Annotated in this window: 24 protein-coding genes; 9 read left to right on the top strand and 15 right to left on the bottom strand. The window is 74.0% G+C overall.

Annotated features, from left to right (window positions below; all coding sequences use genetic code 11):
- The first annotated feature begins 115 nt into the window (after positions 1–115).
- A complete protein-coding gene (locus tag E1298_RS04660; RefSeq protein WP_131889495.1) occupies positions 116–754 on the top strand; it encodes a hypothetical protein in 639 nt (212 codons plus the stop codon).
- Here E1298_RS04660 and E1298_RS04655 read toward each other — a convergent pair.
- Both E1298_RS04655 and E1298_RS04650 read right to left on the bottom strand, forming a co-directional pair.
- Positions 646–2,040: a CPBP family intramembrane glutamic endopeptidase gene (locus E1298_RS04655; RefSeq protein WP_131889494.1), complete on the bottom strand. Its 1,395-nt coding sequence runs from the start codon at positions 2,038–2,040 to the stop codon at positions 646–648. The two genes, E1298_RS04660 and E1298_RS04655, sit on opposite strands and share 109 nt — an antisense overlap.
- Before the next feature lie 51 nt (positions 2,041–2,091).
- On the bottom strand, positions 2,092–3,033 hold the full coding sequence (locus tag E1298_RS04650; protein ID WP_207944435.1) for an HpcH/HpaI aldolase/citrate lyase family protein: 942 nt from the start codon (positions 3,031–3,033) through the stop codon (positions 2,092–2,094).
- Positions 3,034–3,086: 53 nt separating this feature from the next.
- Between E1298_RS04650 and E1298_RS04645 the strand changes: the two genes are divergently transcribed.
- Positions 3,087–3,602 carry a hypothetical protein gene (locus tag E1298_RS04645; RefSeq protein WP_131889493.1) on the top strand — a complete coding sequence of 172 codons (516 nt, stop codon included), beginning with the start codon at positions 3,087–3,089 and terminating at the stop codon, positions 3,600–3,602.
- 39 nt (positions 3,603–3,641) lie between these two features.
- On the opposite strand, the gene E1298_RS04640 is transcribed toward E1298_RS04645, so the two are convergent.
- Entirely contained in the window at positions 3,642–4,541 is a 900-nt protein-coding gene (locus E1298_RS04640; RefSeq protein WP_279497812.1) for an RNA polymerase sigma-70 factor, read from the bottom strand.
- A gap of 153 nt (positions 4,542–4,694) precedes the next feature.
- Between E1298_RS04640 and E1298_RS04635 the strand changes: the two genes are divergently transcribed.
- Together E1298_RS04635 and E1298_RS04630 are read left to right on the top strand one after the other, a co-directional pair.
- Complete coding sequence (locus E1298_RS04635) at positions 4,695–6,065, top strand: magnesium transporter MgtE N-terminal domain-containing protein (protein ID WP_243725382.1); 1,371 nt, start codon at positions 4,695–4,697, stop codon at positions 6,063–6,065.
- A complete protein-coding gene (locus tag E1298_RS04630) occupies positions 6,062–6,547 on the top strand; it encodes a DUF1003 domain-containing protein (RefSeq protein WP_131889491.1) in 486 nt (161 codons plus the stop codon). The genes E1298_RS04635 and E1298_RS04630 overlap by 4 nt, the downstream gene beginning before the upstream one ends.
- A gap of 10 nt (positions 6,548–6,557) precedes the next feature.
- Here the strand turns inward: E1298_RS04630 and E1298_RS04625 are convergent, their stop codons facing one another.
- Positions 6,558–7,058 carry a MarR family winged helix-turn-helix transcriptional regulator gene (locus tag E1298_RS04625; RefSeq protein ID WP_243725381.1) on the bottom strand — a complete coding sequence of 167 codons (501 nt, stop codon included), beginning with the start codon at positions 7,056–7,058 and terminating at the stop codon, positions 6,558–6,560.
- A gap of 86 nt (positions 7,059–7,144) precedes the next feature.
- Between E1298_RS04625 and E1298_RS04620 the strand changes: the two genes are divergently transcribed.
- Entirely contained in the window at positions 7,145–8,284 is a 1,140-nt protein-coding gene (locus E1298_RS04620; protein ID WP_131889489.1) for an Mrp/NBP35 family ATP-binding protein, read from the top strand.
- A 39-nt stretch (positions 8,285–8,323) separates the two neighbouring features.
- Here E1298_RS04620 and E1298_RS04615 read toward each other — a convergent pair whose 3' ends face one another.
- The 5 genes from E1298_RS04615 to sigE form a co-directional block, all read right to left on the bottom strand.
- Positions 8,324–8,671, bottom strand: a complete 348-nt coding sequence (locus E1298_RS04615) for a sec-independent translocase (RefSeq protein WP_131889488.1) — start codon at positions 8,669–8,671, stop codon at positions 8,324–8,326.
- Between the two features lie 107 nt (positions 8,672–8,778).
- Positions 8,779–10,533, bottom strand: a complete 1,755-nt coding sequence (locus E1298_RS04610; RefSeq protein WP_131889487.1) for a S1C family serine protease — start codon at positions 10,531–10,533, stop codon at positions 8,779–8,781.
- A 173-nt stretch (positions 10,534–10,706) separates the two neighbouring features.
- The gene (locus E1298_RS04605; protein ID WP_131889486.1) at positions 10,707–11,819 is read right to left on the bottom strand and encodes a MucB/RseB C-terminal domain-containing protein; all 1,113 of its coding nucleotides are present in this window, start codon (positions 11,817–11,819) and stop codon (positions 10,707–10,709) included.
- Positions 11,816–12,427, bottom strand: a complete 612-nt coding sequence (locus E1298_RS49275; RefSeq protein WP_207944434.1) for an anti-sigma factor family protein — start codon at positions 12,425–12,427, stop codon at positions 11,816–11,818. Before E1298_RS49275 ends, E1298_RS04605 begins: the two co-directional genes overlap by 4 nt.
- Positions 12,428–12,567: 140 nt before the next feature.
- Positions 12,568–13,290: an RNA polymerase sigma factor SigE gene (gene sigE, locus E1298_RS04595; RefSeq protein WP_243725380.1), complete on the bottom strand. Its 723-nt coding sequence runs from the start codon at positions 13,288–13,290 to the stop codon at positions 12,568–12,570.
- Positions 13,291–13,542: 252 nt separating this feature from the next.
- Here sigE and E1298_RS04590 point away from each other — a divergent pair, with 252 nt between their 5' ends.
- Together E1298_RS04590 and E1298_RS04585 are read left to right on the top strand one after the other, a co-directional pair.
- On the top strand, positions 13,543–14,145 hold the full coding sequence (locus tag E1298_RS04590) for an O-methyltransferase (protein WP_131889484.1): 603 nt from the start codon (positions 13,543–13,545) through the stop codon (positions 14,143–14,145).
- Between the two features lie 5 nt (positions 14,146–14,150).
- Positions 14,151–14,834: a hypothetical protein gene (locus E1298_RS04585; protein WP_243725379.1), complete on the top strand. Its 684-nt coding sequence runs from the start codon at positions 14,151–14,153 to the stop codon at positions 14,832–14,834.
- A gap of 13 nt (positions 14,835–14,847) precedes the next feature.
- Here the strand turns inward: E1298_RS04585 and E1298_RS04580 are convergent, their stop codons facing one another.
- From E1298_RS04580 to E1298_RS04555, 6 genes are all read right to left on the bottom strand, one after another.
- The gene (locus tag E1298_RS04580; protein ID WP_131889483.1) at positions 14,848–15,573 is read right to left on the bottom strand and encodes an anti-sigma factor; all 726 of its coding nucleotides are present in this window, start codon (positions 15,571–15,573) and stop codon (positions 14,848–14,850) included.
- Positions 15,570–16,211, bottom strand: a complete 642-nt coding sequence (locus E1298_RS04575) for a sigma-70 family RNA polymerase sigma factor (protein WP_131889482.1) — start codon at positions 16,209–16,211, stop codon at positions 15,570–15,572. Before E1298_RS04575 ends, E1298_RS04580 begins: the two co-directional genes overlap by 4 nt.
- A 22-nt stretch (positions 16,212–16,233) precedes the next feature.
- Positions 16,234–16,860, bottom strand: coding sequence for a fasciclin domain-containing protein (locus E1298_RS04570; RefSeq protein ID WP_131889481.1), 627 nt, complete (start codon positions 16,858–16,860; stop codon positions 16,234–16,236).
- Between the two features lie 37 nt (positions 16,861–16,897).
- Positions 16,898–18,451 (bottom strand): molybdopterin-dependent oxidoreductase, encoded by a 1,554-nt coding sequence (locus tag E1298_RS04565; RefSeq protein WP_131889506.1) that lies wholly within the window; start codon positions 18,449–18,451, stop codon positions 16,898–16,900.
- A gap of 83 nt (positions 18,452–18,534) precedes the next feature.
- Positions 18,535–20,004 carry a leucyl aminopeptidase family protein gene (locus tag E1298_RS04560; protein WP_131889480.1) on the bottom strand — a complete coding sequence of 490 codons (1,470 nt, stop codon included), beginning with the start codon at positions 20,002–20,004 and terminating at the stop codon, positions 18,535–18,537.
- Positions 20,005–20,135: 131 nt separating this feature from the next.
- Positions 20,136–20,303, bottom strand: a complete 168-nt coding sequence (locus E1298_RS04555; protein ID WP_075022250.1) for a DUF3117 domain-containing protein — start codon at positions 20,301–20,303, stop codon at positions 20,136–20,138.
- 155 nt (positions 20,304–20,458) lie between these two features.
- Here E1298_RS04555 and E1298_RS04550 point away from each other — a divergent pair, with 155 nt between their 5' ends.
- Positions 20,459–21,259, top strand: a complete 801-nt coding sequence (locus E1298_RS04550) for a PaaX family transcriptional regulator (RefSeq protein ID WP_131889479.1) — start codon at positions 20,459–20,461, stop codon at positions 21,257–21,259.
- The gene (locus tag E1298_RS04545; RefSeq protein WP_131889478.1) at positions 21,252–22,037 is read left to right on the top strand and encodes an enoyl-CoA hydratase-related protein; all 786 of its coding nucleotides are present in this window, start codon (positions 21,252–21,254) and stop codon (positions 22,035–22,037) included. Before E1298_RS04550 ends, E1298_RS04545 begins: the two co-directional genes overlap by 8 nt.
- Positions 22,038–22,260: the final 223 nt, after the last annotated feature.

Below are 22,260 nucleotides of genomic sequence, written 5' to 3'. Positions count from 1 at the left end.
AAAAGGTTCAACCGAACCGCGTTCTCATACTGCCCGGTCCCGGCCAGCCGAGCTCCTTGCGCGCGGACGGCCTGACTGGTGGGGTGTTGGCCTGCCAACTCCAGGAGTCGGGATCATGCGCAAGGCCGCGTCCGTGCTGGCACTGCTCGCCGGCGTGGGCGCCCTCCTGACGGCCGGGTCGCTGGTGCTGGCGTCCACGCTGTCCGGCGACCCGGAACGCCCCGGGCGGATCACCACGACGGTGATCGCGAGCACGTTCCCGCCGCCGCCCGGCCCGGATCCCGTCCGCGTCGCGTACGCCGCCCGGATCCGGGGCTCCCGGGCGGTCGTGGCGATGGCCGTCAAGGGCGACGACGCGATCGCCTACGTCTGCGACGGCCGGCGGCTGGGGGCGTGGCTGCGGGGCCGGGTGTACCCGGAGGGCCTCATGCGCCTCCAGGGCGCCAGGGCGACGCTCACCGGCTCCGTCCAGGGCACCACGGTCCTGGGCGCGATCGACATCGCCGAGGACGTCCTGCTGGCGTTCGAGGCGCCGCGGGTCGGGCCGCCGTACGGCCTCTACCGCGCCAAGACCAGGATGCGCGGCGCCGACCTGGAGGGCGGCTGGATCCTGCTGCCGGACGGCGGCCAGGTCGGCTTCGTGGACTACGAGACGAACTCCGGCCCGGCGCCCCGGCTCGTCCCGGGCTCCGGATCGGTGACCGTGGCGGGCGAGTCGATCCCCGTCTCGCCCGCCGACCCGTCCAGGCCCTGATCTCCCTGGCGGCCGGGCGTGACGGTCTGGATCCGCTTCCAGCGCACCAGCCCGACGACCGCCGCCGCGTACAGCACCATCGGCACGATGTCGGCCACGACGTACTGCCACGGCACCCCGCCCTGCTCGATGTCGAGCTCGCCGACCGCCGCGGGCCCCAGGAACGCCATGAGGTTGTTGAAGACGTGCAGGGCGATGCCCGCCTCCAGGCCGCCGCTGCGCGTCGTGAGCCAGGCCGCGAGCGCGCCGAAGAAGAAGATGTCGAGCATCCCCCAGCCGGTGTAGCCGTGCCCGGCGGTGAAGAGCGCCGACCCCAGCACGATCCCCGGCCACGGGGTGCGGAACACCACGCTGAACGCGCGTCCGATCCGTCCCTTGAGGTTCTCCAGCGTGCAGGCGCCGACCGCCTGGAGCAGCCACCCGCGGAAGACGTACTCCTCGGCGGCCGCCTGGAACGGCACCAGCAGGACGATCACGATGGCGGGCGCAGCGAACCGGCCCCACCCGACCCAGTGCTCGTCGGACCCCGAGTCGTCGTCCACCAGCGTGCCCGCGAAGATCGACGTCCCGTACGACACCGCGCAGAACGCCAGCGACAAGCCGCAGCAGGCCAGCAGCCAGCGCCAGCGGAGCCGTCCCGCGACCGACGACAGCGTGCCGGGCCGCCGCCGCTGGATCCCCCACGCCGCCAGCAGGCCGACCGGCAGGAACACCGCGAGCGAGACGAGGTTGAACGCCAGGTCGGCGGTCGCGTCGCCGAAGATCGAATCCTCGTCGGAGCCGGACGAGTCGGGCAGGTCCCCGCTGACCGCGACGCGGATGATGATCCCGACGAGCATCAGCCCGATCGCGATGGCGAACCCGGCGCCCGCGATCGCGAGGGTGCCGACCAGTGGCCTCCACCAGCGGTGCGCCGCGTTGCGCGCCATCCGGTGGAACGGGACGCCCGGCGGCACCGGCACCGCCCAGGGCGGCTTCTCCCTCGGCTGCCCGTAGCCCGGCGGATAGGGCGCGTACGGCCCCCCGTACTGCGCGTAGGGCGCGTACGGCCCCGGCTGCCCCTGCCCGTGCGGCTGCTGTCCCTGCTGCCCGTGCGGCTGCTGCCCCGGGTAGGGGCCGGGCGCGGGCGGCTGCTCAGGCCATCCCCACCCCGGCGCCTGGCCCGGGTCAGGCGCCGGTGCGGGCGGGCGCTGGGGGTCCGGTGGCATGGCCGGGGGGCGCGGCCGCTCTCCCGGCAGGTCGGGATCGAGCGGGGCCCAGCCGTTCACGTCCCCGGGTTCCGACACGTTAAGACCCCTCCCACAGGCTTCGGTATGTGGGACGAATCGTACGTGGGCTCAGCCCTCCGGCGCGTCGCCGCGCCTGGTGCGCGCCATCCCGGCGGCCCGTCCCTTCACGGCGACGACGAGGGCCATCTTCCGGGACGCCTCGTCGATCATCTCGTCGCCCAGGGTGACGGCGCCGCGCCCCTCGACGGTGACCGAGTGGTCGTAGGCGTCCAGGATCAGCTCGGCGCGGTCGTAGTCGTCCTGGGACGGCGAGAACACCGCGTTCCCGGCCTCGATCTGCGACGGGTGCAGCACCCACTTGCCGTCGAAGCCGAGCGCGGCCGCGCGGCGCGCCACCCGGGCGAACGCCTCGACGTCGCGGATGTTGAAGTACGGCCCGTCGACGGCCTGGAGGTCGTGGGCGCGGGCGGCCATCAGGATCCGCATCAGGATGTAGTGGTAGGCGTCGCCCTCGGTGTAACCGGGCGGCTGCTCGCCCACGACCAGGGTCCTCATGTTGATCGAGGCCATCAGGTCGCCGGGCCCGAGGACCAGCGCCTCCAGCCGGGGCGAGGACGCGGCGATCGCGTCCACGTTCACCATCCCGCGCGCGTCCTCGATCTGCGCCTCGATGCCGATGCGGCCCGGCTCGTACCCCATCGCCCGCTCGATCTGGGTGAGGAGCCGGTCGAGCCATTGGACGTGGGAGGCGTCGCGCGCCTTCGGCAGCATGATGGCGTCCAGATTGGCCCCGGCGCCCTCCACGACCTCGATCACGTCCCGGTAGGCCCAGTGGGTGTCGAGGTCGTTGATGCGGACCACGCGGGTCTTGCCGTCCCAGCCGCCCGCGTTGAGCGCTTCGACGACGGCCTTGCGCGCCTCCTCCTTGGCGGACGGCGCCACCGCGTCCTCCAGATCGAGAAGGATCTCGTCGGCGGGCAGTCCCCGCGCCTTGTCGATGAACCGGGGATTGCTGCTGGGGACCGCGAGGGTGGTGCGCCGAGATCGCATAGGGCGGATGCTACCGACTGGAGATCGCCCGCCCGGCATGGGACGCTGCCCCCATGGGTGACCTGAGCGCGGCGCTGGTGGAGGAGGCGGCCAAGAAGTCGGGGCTGCTGTGGCTCGACCTGCCCGGCCTGCCGCAGCCCAGGGCGGCCTGGCACGTGTGGCACGAGGGCTCGGCCTACGTCCTGACGGGCGGGGACGGCGAGCAGCCGCTGCCCGGCCTGCCGGACGCCGACCGGGTGACGGTGATCGTCCGCAGCAAGGACAAGGGCGGGCGGCTCGTGTCGTTCACCGCCGCGTGCGAGCCGGTGGAGCCGGGCACCGCGCTGTGGGACGCCGTCGCGCCGCAGCTCGCCAAGGACCGGCTCAACTCGTCCTCCCACGCGGGGCAGGTGGAGCGGTGGGCCACCGAGTCCTGGATCGTCCGGCTCACCCCGACCGGCGAGATCACCGAGGCGCCCGGCGGGTACTCGGACGACTACGCGACGGTGCGTCCCGTGCCGACCCCGGCGACGACCGCGGGCCCGCCGCCGCGGATGTTCGGCGGCAAGCGCCGCCACGTCGACCGCTAGACCCTCGAACCACAGCGGCCCGCAGCAGTCCGCAGGGGCCTACATCGGCAGTTCGCGGCCCTCCGCCACGGACTGGAGCTTGTCCGGGTTGGCGACCAGGTGGATCTCCTGGACGCGGCCCGCCCCGTCCATGGTCAGGGTGAGGGTGGTGATCGGGCCGTCCGGGCCGTCCACGATCAGCGCGGGCCCGCCGTTGATGTGCGCGTGCCGCACCCGCATGTCCTTGACCTCGACGCCCGCGTAGCTCAGGCCGGTGACCGCCGACAGCCAGCGGCCGACCTTCTCCGCGCCGTGGATGGTGCGCAGCGCCGCCCTGACCTTGCCGCCGCCGTCGGTCCACAGCGTCACGTCCGGCGCGAGGACCTCCATGAGCCGGTTGATGTCGCCGCCCGTGATCGCGTCGAAGAACCGCTCGGTCGCGGCCCGCCGCTCGCGGCCGGCCGCCTCGAAGCGCGGCCGGCGCGCCTCGACGTGCCTGCGGGCCCGGGTGCCGAGCTGCCGCACCGCCGCCTCCGACCGGTCCAGGGCCCGCCCGATCTCGGCGTACGGGTAACCGAACGCCTCCTTGAGGACGAACACGGCCCGCTCCAGCGGGCTCAGCGTCTCCAGGACGACGAGCATCGCCATCGACACCGACTCCGACAGCTCCACGTCCTCGGCCACGTCCGGCGAGGTGAGGATCGGTTCGGGCAGCCACGGCCCCACGTACGCCTCGCGCTGCGCCCGCACCGAGCGCAGCCGGTCCAGCGCGACGTTCGTGGTGATCCGCACGAGGTAGGACCTGGGGTCGGCGACGTCCGAGCGGTCACCGGACGACCAGCGGAGCCAGGCGTCCTGGACGGCGTCCTCGGCGTCGGCGGCGGTCCCCAGCATCCGGTAGGCCACCGAGAACAGCAGGCCGCGGTGCTCCTCGAACGGCCCCACGGAGGTGTCGCTCACGCCGCGGGCCATGACGGCCTCCGTCCCATGCTCCCCATCCTGCCACCCCCTGGACGGCGGGCCCGCCCGGGGTGCGGCACGCCCGCGGGTGTGATGCGCACCGCACCGCCGCCGCCCCGGATGAGCTGCATGATCACGGGTAATGTCCCCCTCATGAGCGGAGCTCCGACACGGGTGTTCATCGCCCGCCTCGCCGGGGTCGCGGTGTTCGACCCGGCGGGCGACCAGGTCGGCCGCGTCCGCGACGTCGTGGTCGCGCTGCGCCTCGCCCCCCGTCCCCCGCGCGTCCTCGGCCTGGTGGTGGAGGTGGCGCCGCGCCGGCCGGTGTTCCTGCCGATCACCCGGGTCACGGTCATCGAGGCCGACGCGATCATCTTCGACGGTCGGCTGAACGTCCGGCGCTTCCAGAAGCGCGACTCCGAGACCCTCGTCATCGCCGAGCTGCTCGACCGGACGATCCGCTTCCGCGACACCGGCGAGCCGGTCTCGGTGGTGGACGTGGCGATGGAGCCGACCCGCACCCGGGACTGGCTGGTCGGCAAGGTCGCCGTCAGCCGGGCCGGCGGCCGCGGCCGCGTCGCCGGGCGCGGGGAGCGCTCCGAGCGGCCCGGCGTGCGCGGCGTGCGCGGCCGGGGGCTGCGGCGCCGCGGCGAGAGCCTGATCGTGAACTGGGACGCGGTGGAGGGCTTCTCCGCCGTCGAGCACGGCCAGGGCGCGGCCGGGCTGATCGCGGCGTTCGAGCGGATGAAGCCCGCCGACCTCGCCAACTTCGTCCACGAGCTGCCCGAGAAGCGGCGCACCGAGGTCGCCGTCGCGCTGGACGACGAGCGGCTCGCCGACGTCCTGGAGGAGCTGCCCGAGGACGACCAGATCGAGATCCTCGGCAAGCTGGAGGTGGACCGGGCCGCCGACGTGCTGGAGGCCATGGGCCCCGACGACGCCGCCGACCTGCTCGGCGAGCTGCCCACCGAGCAGCGCGAGCAGCTGCTGACGCTGATGCAGCCGCAGGACGCGGCGCCGGTGCGGCGGCTGCTGACCTACGCCGACGACTCCGCGGGCGGGCTGATGACCACGGATCCGGTGATCATCGCGCCGGACGCGACCGTCGCCGAGGCGCTCGCCCAGATCCGCAACCCCGACCTGAACCCCGCCCTCGCCGCGCAGGTGTACGTGTGCCGGCCGCCGACCGCCACCCCGACCGGCCGCTACCTCGGCACGGTGCACTTCCAGCGGCTGCTGCGCGAGCCGCCGCCGACCCTGGTCAGCGGCATCGTCGACGCCGAGCTGGACCCGCTGCGCCCGACCATGTCGCTGGAGGCGGTCGCGATGTACCTCGCCACCTACAACCTGGTCGCCGGCGCGGTCGTGGACGAGAACGGCCACCTGCTCGGCGCGGTGACCATCGACGACGTGCTCGACCACCTGCTGCCCGAGGACTGGCGGGAGAGCGTGATGGACGCCGGCGCCGAGGTGTCCGCCGACCCCGAGGAAGAGGCCCTCCGGGGCACCGGAGGGAACCCATGACGACACGCCTGGACCAGCCGCGCGAGATCCGCCGCACGCTCGTGCCGCGGCCCCACTACGACCCCGAGTCCTTCGGGCGCCTGTCCGAGCGGATCGCACGGTTCCTGGGCACCGCCCGGTTCCTGGTCTACATGACGGTGTTCGTCGCCCTGTGGATCGGCTGGAACCTGGTGGCCCCGTCCGCGCTGCGGTTCGACCCGTACCCGTTCATCTTCCTGACCCTGATGCTGTCGCTCCAGGCGTCCTACGCCGCGCCGTTGATCCTGCTGGCCCAGAACCGGCAGGACGACCGGGACCGCGTCCAGTACGAGCAGGACCGCTCCCGCAACGAGCGGACCATCGCCGACACCGAGTACCTCACCCGGGAGATCGCCGGGCTGCGGATCGCCCTCAGCGAGGTCGTGACCCGCGACTTCCTCCGCTCGGAGCTCCAGCAGATCCTCAAGGAGGCGGACGCCAAGGACCAGCACTCCCCGCTGTAGCCGGGGACCGTCAGGCCGTGATCCGCGACACGCCGCCCGTCCCCCGGCCCGCCCGCTCCGCCGGCTCGTCGGCGAGCTTGCCGAGGATGTGCCCGAAGACGCGCAGGTCGTCCTCGTCCAGCCTGCTGAGCACGTAGTCGCGCACGCCCTGTCGGTAGGTGGGGGTGGCCGCGTCCAGGCGGGCGCGGCCCGCCGCGGTGAGCACCGCGAACAGGCCCCGCGCGTCGCTCGTGCAGGACTGGCGGACGACCAGCCCCTCCCGCTGCAGCCGGTCGACCAGCCGGGTCAGGCCGCTGCGCGACAGCAGCACCCGGTCGGCCAGGTCGTTCATCCGGAGCCGCCCGTCCGGCGCCTCCCCGAGGTGCATGAGCACGTCGTAGGAGCCGAGCGCGAGGTCGTGGTGGGCCAGCAGGTCGGCCTGGAGCCGGCGGGAGATGCGCACCTGGGCGCGGAGCATCGTCCGCCAGACGGTCAGCTCGGCGGCCGAGATGGCGCTGGGCGGCGTGGTCACGCCCCGATGGTACGGCCGCCGTCCAGGCCGCGAGGGGGCGGACACCCGGATTAGGGGTACGGCTCCGGAGTTCATACCATGGACCCATGTCCTCCCAGCTGACGACCGAGCAGGTGACCGCGGCCCTCGCCACGGTGAACGATCCTGAGATCCGCAAGCCCATCACCGAGCTCGACATGGTCAAGAGCGTCGACATCGCGGCGGACGGCACCGTCCGCGTCGGCATCTTCCTGACCGTGGCCGGATGTCCCATGAAGGACACCCTCACCAGGACCGTCACCGAGGCCGTCGCCCGGCTCGACGGCGTCGCCTCGGTCGAGGTCGAGCTGGATGTGATGAGCGAGGAGCAGCGCAAGGGGCTCCAGACCAAGCTGCGCGGCGGCGAGGCGGCCAAGGAGATCCCCTTCGCCAACCCGAACTCGCTGACCAAGGTCTACGCCGTGGCGAGCGGCAAGGGCGGCGTCGGCAAGTCGTCGGTGACGGTCAACCTCGCGGCCTCGCTCGCCGCGCAGGGCCGCAAGGTGGGCGTCGTCGACGCCGACATCTACGGCCACTCCGTGCCGCGGATGCTGGGCGTGGACCAGTCCCCCACCAAGGTCGAAGACATGATCATGCCGCCGTCGGCGCATGACGTGAAGGTCATCTCGGTGGGCATGTTCACCGCCGGGAACCAGCCGGTCGTGTGGCGCGGCCCCATGCTGCACCGCGCCCTGCAGCAGTTCCTCGCCGACGTGTACTGGGGCGACCTCGACATCCTGCTGATGGACCTGCCCCCGGGCACCGGCGACATCGCGATCTCCGTCGCGCAGCTGCTGCCGTCCGCGGAGATCCTGGTGGTCACCACCCCGCAGCAGGCCGCCGCCGAGGTGGCCGAGCGGGCCGGCGCCATCGCCGCCCAGACCCACCAGCAGGTCGTCGGCGTCATCGAGAACATGTCCTACCTCACCTGCGCGCACTGCGGCGAGCGGCAGGACATCTTCGGCACCGGCGGCGGCCAGAACGTCGCCGACGCCCTCACCAAGACGCTCGGCACCCGCGTCCCGCTGCTCGGCCAGGTCCAGATCGACCTGCGGCTGCGCGAGGGCGGCGACAACGGCGTCCCGCTCGTCCTGTCCGACCCGGACGCGGGCGCCGCCAAGGAACTGCGCACCATCGCCGACAAACTGGCCGGCCGCTCCCGCGGCCTAGCCGGAATGTCCCTCGGAATCTCCCCCAAGGGCCGCTGAGCTGGAGCCTCTGCGCGGGGCTTGGCGGGGCTCCGACCTTTAGGTGGCTTCAGCGTCGAAGGGTGGGCGCTCGCCGTAGGCGAGGCCGCCGGGGCTCGTCACGTAGGGCGGGTCGTCGTCGAACAGGCGGCCGTTGCTCAGGGGCCCGTCGTCGTCCTCGAAGAGGTGCTTGCGGACGAACGTCTTCGGGTTGAGGTCGGCGATGTCGAAGTCCTTGAACTCCGGGCCGAGGCCCTGCTGGAGATCCGACTTGGCGCTGTTGGCCATCTCGCGGAACTGTCGCAGCATGCGGCCCGCCTGCCCGGCGACCTGGGGCAGCTTGTCTCCGAAGATGACGAGCGCGAGGACGACGAGCACCGCCATCTCGCCGAGTCCGACGTCGAACAAACCGTCCTCCACTAAGCAGCAGGGGACCGGCCCAGCAAGGGCCGGCCCCCTTAGCGTATCCCCAGCCCGGACGAACCGGACCTGAACATCAGTCCCCTTCGGGGGGTCTAGTCGGCCGCCAGCGTGACCTCGACCGTGGCCTCCTTGCCCGCACGCTGGTACGTCAGCTTGATCCGGTCGCCGGGCGCCCGGCTGCGGATCTGGGCGATCAGGTCGGTCGCGTCCTCGATGGGCTTGCCGTCCAGCGTGATGATCACGTCGCCGGGCTTCAGGCCCGCCTTGTCGGCCGGGCCGTTCTTGGTCACCGGGTCCTGCCCGTTGACCGGCTGCTGCATGATCCGCGCACCGCCCTGCTGGTAGCGGGGGTCGGGGAGCACGCCGAGCTTGGCCTGCTTGACGGCGCCGGACCGGATGATCTCCTCGGCGACCCGCTTGCCCTGGTTGATCGGGATCGCGAAGCCGAGGCCGATGCTGCCGCCCTGGCCCCCGCCCATCGACTGGCCGCCGAGGGTCGCGATGGCGGTGTTGATGCCGATCACGCGGCCCTTCGCGTCCACCAGCGGCCCGCCCGAGTTGCCCGGGTTGATCGCCGCGTCGGTCTGGATCGCGTTGAGGTAGGAGGCGTCTGAGCCGCCCTCGCCCTGCGTCGGCACGGCGCGGTTGAGGGAGCTGACGATGCCGGTGGTGACCGAGCCCTGCAGGCCGAGCGGCGAGCCGATCGCGATCACCGGGTCGCCGACCGCGATGGCCGCGGAGTCGCCGACCTGCAGCGCGGGCAGGGAGTGCTGGCCCTCCGGCTTGAGGACCGCGACGTCCGAGCTCGGGTCGGTGCCCTTGACCGTGGCGGGCAGCGTCTTCTTGTCGTTGAAGACGATCTGGATCTGCCCGCCGCCGCCACCGGCCACGACGTGGTTGTTGGTGATGACGTAGCCGCCGTTGACGATGAAGCCGGTGCCGCCGACCTCGCCCTGCGAGGACTGCGCGCGGATCGACACGACGCTGGGCAGCACCCGCTGCGCCACGCCCGCCACCGAGTCCGGCGGCCGGTTCTGCACCTTGGGGTCGCCGCCGCTCGTGCCGCCGCCGAGGCTCACCGCGCCGCCGTCGTCATCGTCGCCCGTGGCCATGACCCCGATCCCGGCGCCGACGGCCCCGGCGACCAGCGCCACGATCAGCGCGACCACGGCCAGCAGCCCGAGGCCCGGCCCGCCGCCCGACGAGGACGGCAGTGCGGGCACCGGCGCCCAGTTCGGGCCGCCGGGCGGCGGGCCGAAGGCGCCCATCGGACGGGGCCCGCCCATCGGCGGCGGCCCCATCGGCGCGGGAGGCGGACCTCCCGGGCCCATCGGCGGCCTGCCCCCGGGCGGCGGAGGGCCCTGGTGGGACTGCTGGGGCCAGCCACCGTAGGGCGGCTGGCCCTGCGCACGCGGATCCTGGTGGTGCGGGACGAACCCGGGGCGCGGGCGCCCTTCGGGGCCGTCCATGAACGGCTTGTCCAGCGGCACGGGCGGTGGCGGCTGCGGCATGTCGCGCGGAGGCACGTCCTGGAGCGGTACCTCCTGCGGTCCCATGTCCCGTGGAGGCGTGTCGTACATGGGCATGTCCTGCGGCGTGTCCCGCGGTTCCCCGAGCGGACCGTCCGGCGGAGCGAAGCCACCGGCCACCAGCCGGTCGGAGCCGCTGTCGGGCTCGGCCTCCGGTTCCGGCTCCGCCGCCCCGGCCCCCGGCTGCTCCAGCGGGATCTCCTGGTCGGCCACCGTCTCGGGAGGAGCGGCCGCCTCCTGCCGCTCAGGCCCGTCGCCGGGGACGACGTCGTCGTCCTCCGGCCGCGCCTTGACCGGCCCGCGGTTGTCTTCCGTCATCCCCATCTCTCCTACCGAGCATGGTTCTCGTCATCCGCGCTCATCGTGCCCCGCGGGGCATGTGGCGAGCATAAGACCTCTTCGCCCCAACCAACCAACCCCGACCGACCTCCCGGTTGCCCCAACCAACCAACCCCGACCGACCGTACGTACCCCCCGCACCGCGGCCACTCCTAGTCGAAGGGGTTGGCGTGGGAGCCGAGGCGGCTGGCGCCCCGTCCGACGCGCGTCCAGAAGGGGGTGCGGTCGCGGGGCAGCTCGACGGCGACCGCCTCGGCGGTGCTCTGCGGGACGTCGGTGAGGACGGTGTAGACGTAGCCGCCGCCAGCCGAGACGGCCCAGTGCCGCAGGGCCTCGCGCCGGAAGACCGTCCGGCCCCGGCGGACGCTCTTCTGCCAGCCGGTGAGGCTCCGCTCGTCGAGCCTGCCGCGCTGGACGAAGACCGACACCGAGGCCAGGCCGTCGGAGTAGCTGAGGTGGAGGGCGCCGCCGCCCCGGACGTCGCGGCGGGCGTCGTAGAGGGTGAGGCGGCCCGGCAGGTCCTGGGGGGCGGGCCAGCCGTCGTCGCGGAGGCCGGCCAGCTCGTCACGCTCCAGGCGGTCCTCCCAGGCGGCCGGGCTGTCGGCGGCGGAGCCCGCCATCTCGGGGAGGGCGCGTTCGGCGCCGCGGGCCGGGGGGCGGCCGGCGCGGAGCGCGTACGGGTCGGTGCGCGGCGCGGCGAAGCGGATCTCGGCGAAGCCGGTGGCGACGACGCGGCGGCCGGTGGCGTCGATCAGCTCCCGGTGCAGCATCAGGCCGGTCTCGGAGTCGATCCAGAAGCGCCCGGCGGCGCTGCCGTCGGTCCGGCGGGCCTCCACGACGCGGGCGCGGCGGCCGCAGACCGACGCGTCGGCCCCCCGGACCACCGTGTAGTTGCGGGTCAGCATGTGCAGGGTCTCGGCGGTGAAGCCCGTCGTCTCGCCCGCCGCGAAGTCGGAGCGGTGGCCCTCGGCGCCCGTCCCCGACCGGTAGCTGATGCCCGCGCCCGGCGTGTGGGACACCGTGACCTGGGACGTGGCGGACCGGCTGCGGTTCCACGTGGTGAAGAAGCGCCGACCCTCGTAGGGGACGCGGCGCGCGGCGTCGGCGGCGGCGCGCAGCAGCCCCACGGCCTCCGGATCGCTGCGGGCGCGCCGGACGGCGCCGGTGTCGCCCGAGAGGGCTCCGGCGAGCGCGATCACTCCCGCCAGCGCACCGGCGATCAGGGCGCATCGGTGCGCCCGGCTGGTACCGGTTCCCGCGATCACGGCCCCGGAGACGTCTGGACCTGGTTGACCGGGTCCGTGAGGGGGTCGGTCATCGGCGCGTCACCGGAGGTCAGTGCGTGCTCGACGGCGAACCGGTCGAACGCGGGCGTGACGGTGGGCGCCTCTTGGCGTCCGCCGGCGGCGTAGGACGCGGTGCCGAGGCCGAGGAACAGGGTCGCGGCGCCCACGACCAGGTAGCGGCGGCGCGGCTGCCGGTGGGCCACGGCGACGGCGGCGGCGGCGCGGCCGGACGGGCGGTTGTCGCGGGGACGGGCGGCGGAGGACGGCCTGCCCGCGCGGAGGGACGATCGCAGCGGCCTGGTCTGCGCTCCCGCGAGCGGCCCGGCGGGCGGTGCCGGGGGCGCGGGCTCGGCGGGCGGCCCCATCGAGCGCAGCCGGGTCAGGAAGTCGTCGGACGGGAGGTCGTCGGCGCCGTCGGTGGCGGGGAGGTCGGCCAGGCCCCGCAGCCGGCCCTTCAGCCGGCGCAGCCCTTCCGCCTCGGTCCGGCATGGGGCGCAGCCCGCGATGTGGGCGAGGGCGCGTTCGCGCTCCTCATGCCCCAGCTCTCCGTCGACCAGAGCGGTCAGCCGCTCCCCCAGACAGCTCACTCGGACTCCTTGCGGGAGGACGATCCCCCACACCCCCCGGCGAACGCTGCGCTCATGCCCTCGCTCCGCTCCGTCATGATGCACCTCGTCGTTTCATTCGGTCACGCGCGGTCCCGTTGTCGCGCGCGGTCGTTTCCGTTTTACACGGCCTCCGGCTGTGGCCGGACGCCTCCGGCCGGCACGCCGGCGGTGTGCGCGGGCTCGGCCGTCGCGGCCGATTCGGCGGCCTCGGCCGTCTCCGCGGTCATGAGCTGGTACTCGTTCCTCGTGCCCGGCCGGCGCCGCGTCGGCGCGCGGTGCTCCAGCGCGGCGCGCAGCTGGGCCCGGCCGCGGTGGATGCGGCTGCGGACGGTTCCCAGCTTGACGCCGAGGGTCGCGGAGATCTCCTCGTAGGACAGGCCCTCGATGTCGCACAGCACCACGGCCGCCCGGTACTCGGGGGCCAGGGCGTCGAGGGCCGCCTGGACGTCGGCGTCGAAGTTGTTGTCGTCGAACGCCTGCGCCGGGGTGGGCTCGCGGCCCTGGAGCCGCTCGGCGGCGTCGTCGGCGAGGCCCTCGAAGCGGATGCGCTGGCGGCGTCGCGCCATGTCGAGGAACAGGTTCGTGGTGATCCGGTGCAGCCAGCCTTCGAACGTCCCTGGCGTGTAGTTCGACAGGGAGCGGAAGACGCGGACGAAGACCTCCTGAGTGAGGTCCTCCGCGTCGTGCTGGTTGCCGGTCAAACGGTAGGCGAGCCGGTACACGCGCGCGGAATGCTCGCGGACGACCTCGTCCCAGGACGGCGGCGCCCATTCGGCCTCGGGGGCGTTCTCTCGCGTGCCAACCCCCACAGCGCCTCTAAAACTCAGTGCTGCGACTCCCATGGTGCCGGGCTGTTCCTCTCTTGTGAGCCAAGGCTGTCGCCTTGGAACGGCACGGTCTCGCCTGGGCTGGGGCGGTTCTGGACCGACTCGGTGCTCCTGCGGGGCACACCTGGCCGGTGGGCTCCGTCGCTGGTTAGAACGCGCTGGAACTCCAGATGGTTCCCCGTCAGCGATATGGTCTTTCCAGCATGAGCCAGGCGGGGGTCCCGCGAGGAGGCAGCCATCGACGCCATTCAGGCCACCCTGGCCTACGTGGAGGAGTTCCTCCCCGAAGACGAGGCGCTGCTGAGCGCCAGGCGCCGCGGCGAGGAGGTCGGCGCGTCGGCGATCGGCCCGGCCGGCGGTGCGGCGCTGCGCTTTCTGGCGACCCTGATCGGCGCCCGGACGGTCGTCGAGGTGGGCTCCGGCTGCGGCGTGTCCGGCATCTGGCTGCTGCGCGGCATGGCCAAGGACGCGGTGCTGACGAGCGTCGACGTGGAGCCCGAGCACCAGCGGCTGGCCAAGCTGGCCTACCGCGAGGCGGGCCTCGGCGCGTCCCGTACCCGGATGATCACCGGGCGGGCGCTGGAGGTGCTGCCGCGCCTCACCGACGGCGCCTACGACATGGTGTTCTGCGACGCGGTGAAGCAGGAGTATCCCGAGTACCTGACGGCCGCGCTGCGCCTGCTGCGGCCGGGCGGCGTGGTCGCGTTCGACAACGCGCTCTGGGGCCATCAGGTGGCCGACCGGTCCCGGCGCGACCCGACGACCGAGGCGATCCGCGAGGTGCACCGGATGGTCCGCGACGACGAGCGGCTGGTGTCGCTGCTGGTCCCGGTGGGCGACGGGCTCCTGTGCGCGGTGAGGCGCGACTGACCCCGATGGGCCGCACCGGTGATCGCCCCGACCCGTCCGCCTCGGCAGGCGACACGGGCGGCGATACGGGCGGCGCCACCGGCGGAGGCGGTGGCGCGGGCGGTGCGGTGTTCGGGGTGCGGAACCGGGTGACCTGGTGGGCCGTCTGGCAGCTCCTCGCGCTGCTGATCCTCTTCCTGGCCTCGATCGGGTTCGTCGCCGGTGCGGTGATGCGCGGCATGGGCGTGGGCAGCCTGGCGTTCCTGCTGCTCGGCGTGGCCGGGATCACCCTGTTCGGGACGGGCCTGCTCGTCTCGGGCGGGGGGATGCTCGCCCGGCGCCCCGTCCTGGAGCTGAGCGCCGCCGGGGTGCGCCGTCCCGCCCGCTGGCCGCTGCCGCGCGGGGCCGGCCGCACGCTGCCCTGGACGGACGTGAGCGCGATCGCGGCGCTGCGGCGCGGCGTCCCGGGCGGCCGCAAGGGCGAGCTGGACTACGTGGTGTTCCTGCCGACCGCCGAGCTGGCGGAGATGGCCCGGACGGCGGAGCGGCCGCAGCTGGTGGCGCTGACCATGCGGGACGTCCCGGCGACGGCCGAGGCCGTCCGCTGGTGCTTCGTGGTGGAGCGGGGCTGGGACGCCACGCTCCCGCAGATCGTCAAGCAGGCCAGGCGCCGCCGCCCGGTCCCGGTGATCGACCGCCGGACCGTGTGACCGTCCCCGGCGATCAGCCGGGCAGGGCGGCGGCGAAGATCGGCGGAGTGGTCGGCGCGCGGGACCCGGCGGCCGGCTCGATCGTGAGCCCCACCTGCGTCGCGGCCCCCACGTCCTCCAGCACCACCGGCCCGGACGCCCTCCTCATGAGCCCCGCCGGACGGGGCGCCCCAGCCCCCATCAGCCACAGCTCGTACGTCCGGGCCGTTGGCGCGGATGGGAGCCCCGCCATGACCACGACGGCCCTGTTCCGCTGCCGCGACACCACGACAGTGCCCTGACCGCCCGTCCCCACCGGGCCTGTGACGGCCCGCGCGTCCGGGGCCGAGAGCACGGAGTGGACCCGGTCGCGCGACGCCTGGAGGCGGTCGGCGCGCTGGTCGGCGCGCTGGGCGACCACCCCGAACGCGACCGCGATGACCAGGCAGGCCGCGGCGGCCACGGCGAGCAGGCGCGGAGCGCTTCGTCCCATCCGGAAGCGGGCGCCCGCTTCCGGATAGGGCGGGGTCTGGCGGGTCCTGGCCACATCGGCCAGCACACGCGCGCGCAGCCCCGCCGGTGCCGGGACAGCGGCGGCCACTCCGAGCCGCGCGGCGGTCTCCCGGAGGCCGCGCACCTCCTGCGCGCATTCGTCGCACTCGCCGAGGTGGTCCTCGAACTGGCGGCGCTCGGTCTCGGAGAGCCCGTCGAGCGCGTACGCGCCCGCGAGCGCGTGGACCGCCGGCGAAGCGTGGGTCACCGCTCCACCCCCAGGCAGTCGCGCATCCTGATCAGCCCGTCCCGCATCCGCGTCTTCACCGTCCCGAGCGACACCTTCAGCAGGTCGGCCACCTCACGGTAGGTGTAGCCGCCGTAGTAGGCGAGGGTCACCGACTCGCGCTGCAACTCGGTCAGGCCGCCCAGGCAGCGCCGGACCCGGTCGCGTTCCATCCGGCCCTCCACCTCCTCGGCGACCTCGTCGAACGCGGGAACGGAGGCCCGGTGAGCCCGCTGCTCCCGGTCCGTGGCGGCCTGCGCCGACCGCACCCGGTCGACCGCCCGCCGGTGGGCGAGCGTCATCACCCACGACATCGCGCTGCCGCGCTCCGGATCGAACCGCGACGCGGTGCGCCACAGCGCGATCAGGGCCTCCTGGGCGACCTCTTCCGACTGCGCCGGATCCCGGAGGACCCGCAGGACGAGCCCGTACACGGGGCCCGCGACGAGATCGTAGACCCGCGCGAACGCGGACTCGTCTCCCCGGGCGACCTGGTCCAGCAGCACCGCCAGCTCGTCCTGCGGCTCGGCTCCGCGGCCCCGGTGCCAGGGGCGGGGCGATCGGGCGTGACTCGTCTCCACAGTGCTTGTTCGTCCCCCGGCGGACCGCGGATTGGCCATGCTCGAAGATTTCTCCGCTAGGTCACTTCGGCATGAGCACCGAGTCGATGATGTAGACGGTCGCGTTCCGGGTCGGGACGTTCCCGCACACCACCGACGCGTCCGCGACCTTGTACGACTCCCCCGAGCCGGACGTGGCGACCGTCCCGCCCTGCAGCGTCTTGAAGTCGCCGGCTCCGAGCGCCGAGGGCGCCTGGCGGCCGGGGACCACGTGGTAGGTGAGGACGGCGGTGAGCTTCTTCTTGTCCGCCAGCACCGCGTCCAGGTCCTTCTTCGGGATCTTGGCGAACGCGTCGTTGGTCGGCGCGAACACGGTGATGTCCTTGGCGGAGTTCAGCGTGTCCGCCAGCCCGGCCTTCTTCACGGCGGTGACCAGCGTGGACAGGGCCGGGTTGTTGGACGCGGCGGTCGCCACCGGGTCGTCGGCCATGCCGGTGAAGCTGCCCTCGCCCGACTTCGGGATGGTGGAGCAGGCGGGTCCGAACGGGCCGGACGCGGCGGCGTCCGGCGCGGCCGGGGTGCTCGGCGCGGGGGCGGCGGACGTCGCCGCGGCGGCGCCGGCGCCTCCGTCGTCGTCCCCGCCGCAGGCCGCCAGGCCGAGGGCCAGCCCGAGGGCGAGGGCGCCGGCTCCGAGTGCACGGATCCTCATGGTGTGCTCCTGTTCTCGCGTTTCCGGATGGGGCAGGTCATGTGACCGTGACCACGACCGAGTGCCATCCCGTGGCACCGGACGGATAGGGGTCGGCACGCCGCTCGGTCTGGACGGCGCCGGTGGCGTCGGTCGCCCGCGCCTCCAGCCGGTGGGTGCCGGGGGCGGCGTCCCATTCGAGGAACCACTGCCGCCACGTGTCGGTGTTCGGGACGGGCGCCAGGTGCGCCCGCCGCCAGGGGCCGCCGTCCACGCGGACCTCGACGGCGGCGATCCCGCGGTGCTGGGCCCAGGCCACCCCGGCGACCGGCACCCATCCGGCCCGGACCCGCTTGAGGGCGCCGGGCACGTCGATGCGCGCCATGGTGTGGACGGGGGCGTGGTCGGCCCAGCCGCGCCGCGTCCAGTACGCCCTGTCGTCGGCGAACCGGGTGACCTTGAGGTCCACGACCCACTTGGTGGCCGAGACGTAGCCGAACAGCCCGGGAACCACCAGCCGGGCGGGGAACCCGTGGGCGATGGGGAGGGGCTCGCCGTTCATGCCGACGGCCAGCAGCGCGTCCCGCCCGTCCATGACCGTCTCGATGGGGGTGCTCGCGGTGAAGCCGTCGGCGGACCGGCTGAGCACCTGGTCGGCCCCAGAGCGGACCCCGGCGCGCCGCAGCAGTTCCGGCAGCGACGCGCCGAGCCAGCGCGCGTGCCCGGCGTACGGGCCGCCGACCTCGTTGGAGACGCAGGTCAGGGTGATGTCGCGCTCCAGCAGCGGGAGCCGCAGCAGCTCGTCGAAGGTGATCTCGAACGGGCGGTCGACCATCCCGTGCACGCGCAGCGTCCACGTCCCGGGGTCGACCTGGGGCAGGACGAGCGCGGTGTCGACGCGGTAGAAGTCGCGGCCGGGCGGCACGAACGGCGTGACGCCGGGAACGCGGAGACCGGCACCGGCGGGCAGCGGGGCGGCCGGGCTGCTCGGTGCCGGGAGCCGCAGGTTCCGCCGGGCCCCGGCGACGCTGCGCCGCCCGGCGAGCAGCCGTCCGGCCGTCCCGGACAGGGCGGCCACCAGTACGGTCCCGCCCGCGCCGAACAGGAATCCCCGCCGGTCACCGCATGCCCTGTGCGCCGCGGCCGCCCGGGCGGCCCTCGCGGACAGCAGCAGGAGGGCCGCGACACCGGCCGCGGTGCCGGCCAGCGCCGGAACGGCCGCGACCGCCGTGGTGGACGGCCTGGTCAGCGCGGCGGCGACCCCGGCGAGGCCCAGCAGGGCGAGCCCGCCGGACGCGGGGACGCGGTGGCGGCGGGCCAGCACGCCGATCAGCGCGGCGCAGACGACCGCGCCCGCCGCGACCGTCCCCAGGAGCACCTGCTTGTCGTGGGTGCCGAAGGTGCGGATCGCGAAGTCCTTCAGCCATTCGGGCGTCAGGTCGACGGCGGTGCCGCCGACGGCGATCAGCGGGGCGGAGCGCGGCCCGGTGAACGCGGCGGCCAGCTCGGCGACGCCGAGGGCCGCCGCGCCCGCGAGAAGCCCGATCAGCGCCCCGAGGGGCACCCCCGCTGCCGCTTCCCGCGTCCGTTGTCGTTCCGTCACGGGGAGCATTCGGAGCCCGGTGAGCGGCGGATTGGTCCCGGACATGAAGAAACCCGCCGCCCCCTCTGAGCAGCGGGTTTATTCCGGAGGCGCTAGGCGGTCAGCCAGTCCAGCAGGAGGCGGGCGCCGAAGCCGGTCGCGCCGCGCGTGATCTCGGCGTCCTCGGACGCGGACCGTCCCGGGCCCGCCACGTCCAGGTGGGCCCACGCGCGGTCGCCGACGAACTCGCGCAGGAACAGCGCCGCGGTGATGGAGCCGCCGCCGTAGCCGGGACGGCCGATGTTGTTGATGTCGGCGACGTCGGAGTCGATCGCGGGACGGTAGTCGTCGACGAGGGGCAGCCGCCACACCGGTTCGCCCGCCGCCGCCCCGGCCTCGGTGAGGGCCCGGGCCAGGGCGTCGTCGTTGGCGAACAGCGCCCCGGTGCGCAGGCCCAGCGCGACCTTGGCCGCGCCGGTCAGCGTCGCCACGTCCACGATGACGTCGGGGTCCAGCTCGGCGTCGGCGTAGGCGAGCGCGTCGGCGAGGACGAGCCGTCCCTCGGCGTCGGTGTTGAGCACCTCCGACGTCGTCCCGCCGTAGTGGGCGATGACGTCGCCGGGCCGCATGGACGAGCCCGACGGCATGTTCTCCGCGGCGGCGACGAGACCGGTCACGCGGGCGCGGACGCCGAGGGCGCGCAGGGCGCTCATGACGGCGATCACCACGCCGCCGCCCGCCATGTCGGTCTTCATCAGCTTCATGTTGTCGTTCGGCTTGAGCGACAGGCCGCCGCTGTCGAACGTGATGCCCTTGCCGACCAGGACGACGTGCCGTCCGGGCGCGTCGCCGTCCGGCTCCGGGACGTAGGACATCTCGATCAGGCGGGGCGGCCGCGCGGACCCGGCGCCGACGGCCAGCAGGCCGCCGAAGCCGCCCTCCGCCAGCTCCTTCTCACCGCGGACGCGGACGGTGAGGCCGGCGTCGGCGGCGACCTGCCCGGCCCGCGCGGACAGCCAGGAGGGGTCCTTCTCGCCGGACGGGGTGTTGGCGAGGTCGCGCGCCAGCGCGGCGGCCCGGGCCCGCGCCGTGCCGCGCTCGATCGCCGGGGCGTCGGCCTCGGGCCCGGCCTCGGTCAGCACGGCGAGCGCCCCGAGCGGCCCCTTCGGGGACGGCGCGCCGATCTTGAACTCGTACGAGGCGAGCAGCGCGCCCTCGACGAAGGCGGCGAGATCGCCGGACGGCACGCCCGCGACGAGGACCGCGCGGCCCCGGCCGCGCCGGGCGAGGGCGGCGCCCGCCTTGCGCAGGTCCGCGGGCGACGCCTCGCCCACCCCGTACAGCAGCAGCTCCCGCACCTTGCCGCCCACCCGCACCTGGGTGGGGACGACCTCGCCCGGCTCGCCCTTGGCCTTGTGGAGCGCCAGCAGCTCGTCCAGCGTGAACGGCAGCGACGCCGCGACCTCCGCGGCGGGCGCCACGGGCCCGGACCTGACCGGCACCGCCACCGCCTCGGCACCGAGCTCGTCCGCCGTCTGCGACACGGTGCCGCCGGCACCGTGGACGCGGGTCTCGATGGGCATGGTGGTGGGTCCCCCTCAATCGGTTCGCGGGTGGGCGCGGATGCCGCCGGGTCGTGCCTGGTACGGGAACGGCGAGGGTCCCGGCGATGCCGCCGGGACCGTCACCTCAAAGCCGGAAGAAGGCGGAGCCGTCAGCCCACGACTTCCTTGAGGGCCTCGCCGAGCTCCTTGGCCTCGTCTGCGGAGAGCTCGACCACGAGGCGGCCGCCGCCCTCCAGCGGGACCCGCATGACGATTCCGCGCCCCTCCTTGGTCACTTCGAGCGGACCGTCTCCCGTCCGCGGCTTCATCGCCGCCATGCGTGCATCCCCTTCCTGCCAGGGCCGCGTGGGGCCTCCGGGCACCGTTGGCCGCGTGGCCGCCTGTCGCATCCGCGTCATCAGTAGTGGTCCATTATCTCGTCTTCCGGGCGCGAAGTGGTAACGATCAGCCTCCAGATCGGAAGACTGGAATCATGAATGCTCGTTCGGCGCTGTTCGATCTGTACGGGGACCACCTTCGCCAGCGCGGGGGAAAAGCCCCGATCGCCGCGCTCGTGCGGCTCATGGCGGCGCTCGGCGTGGCCGCCCCCGCCGTCCGGACGGCCGTGTCCCGAATGGTGCGCCAGGAATGGCTGGAACCCGTCCGGCTGCCCCGGGGGCCGGGCTACGCGCTGACCCCGCGGGGCCTGCGGCGCATGGACGACGCCGCCCACCGGATCTACCGGGACCTGGAGCCCTGGGACGGCCACTGGCACCTGCTGGTGGTCGAGCGGGTGCGCGAGCGGGCCCGGCGCGAGCGGCTCACCGCCGGTCTGACCTACCTCGGCTACGCCCGGCTGGACGAGACGACCTGGATCGGGCCGAGGTCCTCCCCCGAGCTGGATCCCTTGCTGGCCGCCGAATCCGTGCGCGCCGAGCGGTTCCGGTCGGCCTACGAGGGCGACGCGCACGGCCTGGTTGCGCGGGCCTGGGACCTGGACGGCCTGGCTCGCTCCTACGAGCGCTGGCTCGCCGACGCCGAGGCCGCGCTGGCCGCCCCGCCCGACTCCGACGAGCACGCCTTCGCGATGCGCAGCGGGCTGGTCCACGAATGGCGCAAATTCCTTTTCCGGGACCCGGGACTGCCCGCGGACCTTCTTCCCGCCGGGTGGCCGGGCACCCGCGCGGCGCGCTTCTTCGGCACCGAGGCGGCGCGGCTCTTGCCCGCGGCCTCCCGTTTCGTCGATCGTTGCCTGGGTGTATCACCGGCCGACCGGGAGGGCAGCGATGTCTGAGACCGTGCTTTACGACGTGACGGATGGTGTGGGAACAATCACACTCAACCGTCCGGATGCGATGAACTCGCTGACGGTCGAGATGAAGGAGGCGCTCCGCGCGGCCGTCGAGCACGCTGCGGCCGACGCCTCGGCCCGCGCGGTGATCCTCACGGGGGCGGGACGGGCCTTCTGCGCCGGGCAGGACCTGCGCGAGCACGGCGACAACCTGGCCGCCGGGCGGGGCCTGGACGACACCGTCCGCAGGCACTACAACCCGATCGTCCTGGCGATCACGGGGATGGCCAAGCCCGTGATCGCGGCGGTGAACGGCGTGGCCGCCGGCGCCGGGGCGTCGCTGGCGTTCGCGTGCGACCTGGTCGTGGCGTCCGACAAGGCCCGTTTCGCGACGGCGTTCACCGGGATCGGCCTCGCGCCCGACAGCGGCATGTCATGGACCCTGCAACGCCTGGTCGGCCGCGCCAAGGCGGCGGAGCTGCTCCTGCTCGGCGAGCCGGTGAAGGCACCGGAGGCCCTGGAGATCGGCCTGGTGAGCCGGGTCGTCCCGGCGGACGAGCTGGCCCCCGCGTCCGTGGAGCTGGCACGCCGGCTGGCGGCCGGCCCGACGGTGTCCTACGGCGCGGTCAAGGCCGCCCTGGACCACGCGGCCACGGGCGATCTGGCGTCCTCCCTGGAGAAGGAGGCCGTCCTGCAAGACCTGTGCGAAAAGACCGCCGACCACCACAACGCCACGGAGGCGTTCCTGAAGAAGCAGCAACCCACCTTCGAAGGCCGCTAAGAGTAGGGGTGTGCTCATTGCAGTGCCCTCGGCGTCGGGCGTTGAACGCCCTCCTTCAACGGGCACTGCGGCGAATCGCTGCATCGCTCCGACTCGCCCAGGGGCTCGCTGCGCGATCAGGTTCTCGCAAGCTCGAACCTGGCTTCGCACGCGATCGCAACGCTGGGGTTGTCGGCACCTGAGGTGACAACCGGCTGTTGCGAGCCTCGGCGTCAGATTGATC

It is taken from the genome of Actinomadura rubrisoli (assembly GCF_004349215.1).
GTDB classification, from domain to species: domain Bacteria; phylum Actinomycetota; class Actinomycetes; order Streptosporangiales; family Streptosporangiaceae; genus Spirillospora; species Spirillospora rubrisoli.
The sequence above is the reverse complement of the archived record's forward strand: the minus strand, read 5'-3'. Positions and strand labels throughout refer to the sequence as shown.